Source organism: Pseudoalteromonas sp. SG43-7, assembly GCF_014164295.1.
Classification (GTDB): Bacteria; Pseudomonadota; Gammaproteobacteria; order Enterobacterales; family Alteromonadaceae; genus Pseudoalteromonas; species Pseudoalteromonas rhizosphaerae.
In genome coordinates this window covers 1-7,338 of the sequence record NZ_JACJEY010000097.1, presented here as the reverse complement: position 1 = coordinate 7,338, position 7,338 = coordinate 1, and the positions used below count along the sequence as shown (strand labels likewise).

Annotated in this window: 8 protein-coding genes and 1 pseudogene; 5 read left to right on the top strand and 4 right to left on the bottom strand. The window is 35.7% G+C overall.

Annotation, left to right across the window (positions count from 1 at the left end; translation table 11 throughout):
- Positions 1–285: pseudogene (locus H5200_RS22445) on the top strand (integrase core domain-containing protein); the annotation flags it as partial.
- Positions 286–338: 53 nt separating this feature from the next.
- Here H5200_RS22445 and H5200_RS22440 read toward each other — a convergent pair.
- The 3 genes from H5200_RS22440 to H5200_RS22430 form a co-directional block, all read right to left on the bottom strand.
- A complete protein-coding gene (locus tag H5200_RS22440; protein WP_182762707.1) occupies positions 339–605 on the bottom strand; it encodes a hypothetical protein in 267 nt (88 codons plus the stop codon).
- A gap of 135 nt (positions 606–740) precedes the next feature.
- Positions 741–1,478: an efflux RND transporter periplasmic adaptor subunit gene (locus H5200_RS22435; RefSeq protein WP_182762705.1), complete on the bottom strand. Its 738-nt coding sequence runs from the start codon at positions 1,476–1,478 to the stop codon at positions 741–743.
- Between the two features lie 2 nt (positions 1,479–1,480).
- Positions 1,481–1,894, bottom strand: coding sequence for a GtrA family protein (locus tag H5200_RS22430; protein ID WP_182719601.1), 414 nt, complete (start codon positions 1,892–1,894; stop codon positions 1,481–1,483).
- 130 nt (positions 1,895–2,024) lie between these two features.
- On the opposite strand from H5200_RS22430, the gene H5200_RS22425 reads away from it, so the two are divergent.
- The 4 genes from H5200_RS22425 to H5200_RS22410 are packed head-to-tail and all read left to right on the top strand — an operon-like array spanning position 2,025 to position 6,374.
- Positions 2,025–3,023, top strand: coding sequence for a glycosyltransferase family 2 protein (locus H5200_RS22425; protein WP_182719600.1), 999 nt, complete (start codon positions 2,025–2,027; stop codon positions 3,021–3,023).
- Positions 3,016–4,473, top strand: a complete 1,458-nt coding sequence (locus H5200_RS22420; protein WP_182740895.1) for a glycosyltransferase family 39 protein — start codon at positions 3,016–3,018, stop codon at positions 4,471–4,473. The genes H5200_RS22425 and H5200_RS22420 overlap by 8 nt, the downstream gene beginning before the upstream one ends.
- Entirely contained in the window at positions 4,454–5,131 is a 678-nt protein-coding gene (locus H5200_RS22415; protein WP_182719598.1) for a response regulator transcription factor, read from the top strand. The genes H5200_RS22420 and H5200_RS22415 overlap by 20 nt, the downstream gene beginning before the upstream one ends.
- Entirely contained in the window at positions 5,124–6,374 is a 1,251-nt protein-coding gene (locus H5200_RS22410; RefSeq protein WP_182740896.1) for a HAMP domain-containing sensor histidine kinase, read from the top strand. The genes H5200_RS22415 and H5200_RS22410 overlap by 8 nt, the downstream gene beginning before the upstream one ends.
- Positions 6,375–6,414: 40 nt before the next feature.
- Here H5200_RS22410 and H5200_RS22405 read toward each other — a convergent pair whose 3' ends face one another.
- Positions 6,415–7,269 carry an IS4 family transposase gene (locus H5200_RS22405; RefSeq protein WP_182762703.1) on the bottom strand — a complete coding sequence of 285 codons (855 nt, stop codon included), beginning with the start codon at positions 7,267–7,269 and terminating at the stop codon, positions 6,415–6,417.
- Between the last annotated feature and the right edge of the window lie 69 nt (positions 7,270–7,338).

Genomic DNA, 7,338 nt, shown 5'->3' with positions numbered 1-7,338 from the left:
GACTACCCAGAAAAGCCATTTGCAGAAATAAGCACAGCAAGAAAATGGGTGGCAGGGTTTGTAGATTGGTACAATAACGAGCATTTGCACAGCGGTATAAAATTTGTCACGCCAAATCAGCGTCACTTAGGTTTAGATAAAGAAATATTAGCCAAGCGCCAGCAGGTAAACGATGCGGCTAGATTGAATAACCCTGGTCGTTGGTCAGGAAAATCACGCGATTGGTCAATAATTAAGGAAGTAAATTTAAATCCTGAGAAAAAAGAAGAAATGCGGGTGGCATAAAATTTAACTTGAGGCGACAACTAACTTGAAAAACTCCGCTTTACTATTTTTCATTACAGCTCTCCGTTGCTAATATCAGCTTTCAATCCATTTTTAGCACCAGACACTTTGTTTTTTACTATAGACATCCCTTCCTCTAGAATATTTTTGATTATGATACTCTCTTTATTTTTCCAAATTACGTTAACCCTTTTCGAAAACAATTGATTGTTCTTATCGACGAGCCAAATCTTGTCGCCATCAATAGAAGATAAAGGAACTTTAAGTACATTTTTAAAAGTAGGTAAAGTTAGCTCTGCGGCCACAAATTCATTTATCATCAGCGTTCCACTGTCATTATCTACAGTTAGATAAACACTTTGTAGTTGGCTAGTTAGCGCTTGTGTTGGAGGTATTTGAGATATATGGGCATTAAAAAATGTATTATCGTCTCGATAAACCTTAAACCTTAAACCTTAAACCTTAAACCGCTGACCAATAGACAATACTGAAGCAACATCGTGAGGTATTGATAAGCTTACCCTAAGCTCAGAGAGTTGAGCAAAAGTACCAATCTTATCTCCCTTTTTAACAAAGTCGCCTTGGTAAGCGCTCTTTTCTAAAACGACGTAGTTTTCTTTAGATTGAAATTTACAACGTTCTAAATTTTTTTTTGCGAGTTCTAGGTTGCTTGTTGCAATTAAAATATTAGCTTTAGCTATTTCTAATTGAGGCTTTCGCAACATTAATGATTCTTGTAGTTTTAAATTAGGGCTGTCTTTTTTAGGTCTAACCCTTTTGTATTCACTTTTCGAAAAGCGTTGCTCACCGAGCTCAAGCTTTAAGTTAGCTTCTGCTACTTTAAGCTCTCCCAATCGAGCTTGTAGCTGGTTTTTATAGTCCTCATCATCAATATGATAAATAGTTTCACTCCTATTTACTCGACTACCAACTTCAAAATTATTATTAAGGAATAAAATTTCACCTTCGACTTGTGCAAATAAAGTTAGAATATTTGGTGTTTCTATTCGGCCATAAGCTTGATAACTGGGTGTAAATTCTTGAGGTTTAGCCTTTAATATATTGACTACTAAAGCTTTGTTATTACTGGATGATAAAGGCAGTTTGGGAGGTGTTGCCAAAATAATTAATGCACAAATTGCTACGCTAAAAGTAATAAGAACAGTGATTATTTTCACTTTATTGACTTGCATTTCTAGTCCCTAATTTTATTGAGAAGGAAGTTGTTTTTTCTTTCGTTAGAATTTTTAGTAAATACAAACCTATTAGCTAAAAGGTAGTTACTTACCAAACCGGCCATAATTCCTAAGCAAAAAGCGAAGTGAATTAAGAAAAGCTCTTTGGCTATCCAAAAAACTATTAAATTGATTACGCCAGATAAATGAGCTGCGAACATGTGCTTACTCCATTGTTTTACAGCGCTTTCATAAGCCTGGTTATTGAAGGTGTAAACTCTATTACCTAACCATGTTGTGCTAGCTGCTAGCCAAAATGCTATTGCGCGTGCGGTTATAATTGAATCGATATGATTTACTAAAATAAAAAAAATAAAACTATCAACAATGAACCCTGCACCTCCTACAAAACAAAATTTTTTTAGTTGCTGCATTATTAAGCATTAAATAATTAATCGTAGAGCCATTATTAATTAGAAGATGTCTATAAATTGTCTTGATGCATTGACTTTTTATAGACTCAGGTTGTTTTAAGCTTGCTTTGTAAAATTATTGGAGAGCTTAATGAAACTGGTCGAACACCCTAAGTCTGTTAATGAAGATATAACGCTGAGCATCATAGTGCCTGTTTATAACGAGCAAGAAATGCTGCCTATCTTTAATCACCACCTATCGAAAGCTCTAAGCTTGTTATTAAACGAGCATGTGGAAGTCATTTATATTAATGATGGAAGTACTGACGATAGCTGGAATGCAATGTCAAATTTAACCAATCATTATGCCGATATTGAATGCATTAACTTAAGTCGTAACTTTGGTAAAGAAGCCGCGATGACCGCTGGTATAGATAATGCTAGAGGTGAAGCTATTATTTTATTGGATGCTGATTTACAAGATCCACCTGAACTTATTCCTAAAATGCTAAATGCATGGAAACAAGGTTTTGATGTTGTAAATATGAAACGGTCATCCCGCTTAGGTGAGTCACGCTTAAAACGTTGGAGCGCTCACATTTATTACAGGTTACTTGACCATTTATCTGAGGTTCCATTACAAAAGGACGTAGGTGATTTTAGGCTATTAAGTAGAAGAGTTGTTGATGATATAAAGAAATTATCAGAAAGAAGCCGCTATATGAAAGGAATTCTTTCATGGCCAGGATATAAGCAAACAACAATTAGTTTTGAGCGTCCTGAACGCGTTGCAGGAGAGACAAAGTGGTCTTTCTTTCAGCTGGTAAAGTTAGGCCTATCTGGCATTACAGCTTTTAGTGTAAAGCCTTTACAAATATCGACCTGGGTCGGCACTTTAATATCTACATCCGCATTTTTTTATGGCTTATGGGTTGTTGCCAAGACTCTATTCTTTGGAGAAACCGTTGCGGGTTACCCTTCGATAATGTTGACCCAGTTATTCTTAGGGGGAGTTCAACTGATAGCTATAGGCGTCTTAGGTGAGTATATTGGACGTATTTATGCTGAGACCAAAGGGCGTCCTATATATTTAATAATGGATAAACAAAGCCAAAAGAGTCAGAACGGCATGGTGAAAAAACATGGCTGATAAAATAAATTCTACAGTATATTGGGCTTTAGCAATTATTATTTCCTTGATCGCTATAAGGCTTGTCTCACTAGGACTTTTCCCTCTCTACGATACAACTGAGGCTAGGTATGGGGAAATGGCTCGTATCATGGTAGAAACTCGTAACTGGGTTACCCCTCAGTTTGATTACGACGTGCCATTTTGGGGGAAACCTCCAATTCAAACCTGGCTGAGTGCCATTAGTTTTAATTTTTTAGGTATAAATGAGTTTACTGCTCGTTTACCTCACTTATTGTGTGGTTTATTAACCTGTTACTTGGTCTTTCGATTCACATTATCCCTGACGAATTTAAGTAAAAGTGTTTTATCTATATTGGTGCTAGTTTCTAGCTTAGGGTTTATCGTTGCTATTGGCATGGTTATGACGGATAGTGCTTTGCTTCTTGCTTATACCCTTGCAATGTTTAGCTATTGGCAATGCTATGCTCAAAAAAACCAACTTTATGGCTATTTATTTTTTGTCTCTTTAGCGCTCGGTATGCTAATTAAAGGACCTGTTGCTGTCGTGCTTATAGGGATTTCACTCGTTGTTTGGAGCGCTTGGCAAGGCTGCTTTAAAGTAGCTATAAGACGCTTGCCTTGGGTAAGTGGGATGTTCGTTTTTTTAGGTCTAACTTTACCTTGGTACATTCTAGCCGAAATACGTACTCCGGGCTTTTTAGAATATTTTATAGTTGGTGAACATATTCAGCGATTCCTTGTATCTGGATGGGAAGGCGATCTTTATGGCACAGCGCACGTTAAACCTAGAGGTACAATTTGGTTTTATTGGTTACTGTGCGCAAGCCCTTGGTCATTTTTAGCTTTAGGACTACTATTCAAAAAAGAAAATATTAAAAAAGCACTTAGAAAAGAACCCGACCAGCCAAATATAAATAAGTACCTTATTTGTTGGGTGATTTCGCCACTATTACTATTTACTTTAGCTGGTAATGTGTTGCCAATCTATGTGCTACCTGGTTTTAGTGCATTAGCTATACTGATAGCCTTAAACATAAAATTTACTAAGCTATGCAATTACTTGGCTTTATTTACGGTTTTAACCTTAATAGCTATGTTAAGTGCACTGCTAAAGGGTGCATGGGAGCACAAAAGCGAACATAAGCTACTCGAATTACATCAAAAATCGTTTAAAGAAGCCCCTTTGTATTATTGGAATAAACGCCCATTTAGTGGACAGTTTTATTCAAATGGTAGAGCTAAACAAATAAATGAAAAAGCATATTTACGAGACTTAGTTAACAGTAGTGGAAAAATATATATTGCTATAAAGCAGGACGAGTTTATTATTTTTAAAGATTTATTTGACGCTCATTGTGTTGTTGAAGAAAAATCCACTGTACGTTACCTATTAGTATGCAACGATAAATTTGAAAATAAGGTGTCTATTGAAAATTCTACTGATTGAAGATTGTCATACTGTTGCCGAAGTTATATTTGATTACTTTGAAGGTTCAGAGTTTGAATTAGACTTTGCAGCGACAGGCACGTTAGGTCTTGCATTAGCTCAGTCAAACAACTTTGACTGTATTATTTTAGATATAATGCTTCCCGGTATTGATGGTATAACAGTATGTCATCGGCTTAGAGCTGAAGGATATGATACTCCTATCATAATGCTTACGGCCAGAGATACCGATAGTGACATGTTACAAGGGCTCAAAATAGGAGCTGATGACTATATAGTCAAACCTTTTAATTTAGAACTTTTGGAAGCTAGAATAATAAATGCTGTTCGAAGGAGTTCAGGAAATGGCTTTGCAAAAACAGTTATTTTCGGTCCTGTTACAATTAATCTCAAAACTTGTCAGGTCTGGAGAGAAGGGAGTGAAATCAAACTGACCCCAACTTGTTTCAAAATTATGAAGCTTTTAATAACTAAAGCACCCAATGTAGTTTCTAGGCAAGAGATAGAGGATAGTATTTGGGGAGATGAGCTACCTGATAAAGACATACTTAGAAAACACATATACCAATTGAGACTCAAAATCGATAAGCCTTATGACAAAGATGTTATAGAAACTATACCTAAAACAGGATACAGATTGAGTGAGTGTAATGTTTAAAAGTAAACCAATTAGTCAAATAATTATAAAAGTATATCTATTGGGCGCTTTGATATTATTAGCCTTTTATGGATGCTTATTTTATTACACGGTGTTGTACACTGAAAATCAAGCCAGTGAACAGCGTTTGGCACTAAAAGCTCCCTATCACCTAAAACTTTTTCAAAAAAGCGAAAATACAAAAATAAAAATAAAAATAGATCCGATATTAACAATCTATAATACGTATGAAATTTTACCAAAAAAAATTAAAGATAAAATTAACGTCGACTGGCTGGGTATCCAAAGTATTCATTTTGATGACGACAGTGAATTCACTGTATTTGCGCAAAAAATAAAAATTAATAATGATGAAATTACTGCTTATGCCATTGAGGATGTCGACCAAATAGAGTGGGACGATACATACTTTGCAATTTTCCAAATTATGATACTTTCTTCAGGTGTGATTTTATTCATTGGCTCTGCATTTTTTATTATTAAAATGGCAAAGCGGATAAGCTCTCCGTTTTCAGAGTTAGCTGAAATGCTTGAATATGATTCACATGAAGTTAGTAAACCTTTATCTGTTAATGGAAAATTATCTTTTGAGTTAGAAATGATGCTTGCTAGCATTAATAGCTATCGTAAGCGAATATATTCTGCATTTATTAGGGAGCAAACTTTTACTAGGTATATTAGTCATGAACTACGTACTCCTATGACGGTGATTCGAGGCGGTGTAAGTGTTTTAAGACGAGCAAATAATGATAAGACTACAAAGCAATTAACTAGAATAGATGATGCTGTAATAGAAATGGAGCAGTTAACTCATATTTTCCTATTACTTGCTAGAGACGAAGTTTCAAATACCAGTAACGTTTCAATATCAGACACGTTTATCGACAAAATAGTTAAGAACTTTTCCCCTACTATCAAAGCAAATCAAGTAAATTTCCATTATGACATACAGAATGAATTTTCATTACATGCGCACCCATTACTATTTTCAGCAGTAGTATGTAACTTATTAAAAAATGCTATTAATTGCAGTATTGAAGGTAGTGTAAATTTATTTATTTCTGAACAAAGAATAGATGTTATTGATGATGGATTAGGCCTAAATGAACAACCTCGCGGCTATGAAGGGTTTGGTATAGGCCTCAAAATTGTTCAAGATATATGTGAAAAATACCAGTGGACATTTAACATATCAAATAATATGGAAAAGGGCTGCACCGCTTCAGTGATTTTTAAAACTTAGGGGATTAAATTTATGCTAATCCACCCTCATAGCTTAGTTCTTAAGGAACACAGATCGTGTGACTTCCTATTTTAAAACGGCACATGTCATTATTTTTTTCAATGGATTGCCGCTTACAATTTACCGCTAGTAGCTTAAGTACACGGTGTACCTTACGATTACACTGTGTTTGCTCTATGCAATCCAGAATATCATCCAGCCAAAGATAACTGCACTTACTCGCTCTAAATGTCGAGATCGCACACTTAAATATCGTCGCTGCACTATGGCAGATAAACCGCTTGATAAGTGTTTGCAGTATGCTCAGCCAAACCAGCGATTCTGCAATGTGTGGGTCTCTTGTGATGAATCCCTTAAGGTTATTCCATGACTTTAGCTCTTTGAAAAGTAACTCGATTTGCCAACGAGTCGCGTATATATCGAGTAACTCATCAAAGTTAAACTGTGTTTCTTTTAAATTAGTAACAAGGAAAATAGGGCGTTTTTCATCGGGTAGATAAATAAGCCTGTACTCGGGTCCATTTTTCTTCCAGCGTACTGTTAACTCAAGTGGCTGACTAGCACGCTTTTTGAGCAATGTTTTGAGTTTAATATGCTTTTCTTTAAGCTCTACGCCCGCGCAATAAGCAGATGTGACGGTTGGGTTGATGTTTTTATTCGCTCTAACCAAAAAGTAGCCGCCATCTTGAGATACTTGCTCAAAGTAATCTAAATCAAAATACCCTGCATCAGCAAGTAATAACGTATCTCCAAGTGTGTGACTACCCGGTAAAAAGGCTCGCTCGGTTTCAACATCAGGACGGATATCTATTTCACAAGGCTGTTCGTTAAATAGGTCATAAGTGTCAACAACAACCGAAAAGTGATCCACTCCACCATTTGAATAATGATCCACTATTTATTAAGGTTTTCCATTAATCCGGCTTGTTTCTTTTCTTTGATCCTATAACTTTCCCCCTTAATT

Coding starts and splice junctions, on each gene's coding strand:
- H5200_RS22440 (WP_182762707.1), bottom strand. CDS start 605: ATGATAAATGAATTTGTGGCCGCAGAGCTAACTTTACCTACTTTTAAA.
- H5200_RS22435 (WP_182762705.1), bottom strand. CDS start 1,478: ATGCAAGTCAATAAAGTGAAAATAATCACTGTTCTTATTACTTTTAGC.
- H5200_RS22430 (WP_182719601.1), bottom strand. CDS start 1,894: ATGCAGCAACTAAAAAAATTTTGTTTTGTAGGAGGTGCAGGGTTCATT.
- H5200_RS22425 (WP_182719600.1), top strand. CDS start 2,025: ATGAAACTGGTCGAACACCCTAAGTCTGTTAATGAAGATATAACGCTG.
- H5200_RS22420 (WP_182740895.1), top strand. CDS start 3,016: ATGGCTGATAAAATAAATTCTACAGTATATTGGGCTTTAGCAATTATT.
- H5200_RS22410 (WP_182740896.1), top strand. CDS start 5,124: ATGTTTAAAAGTAAACCAATTAGTCAAATAATTATAAAAGTATATCTA.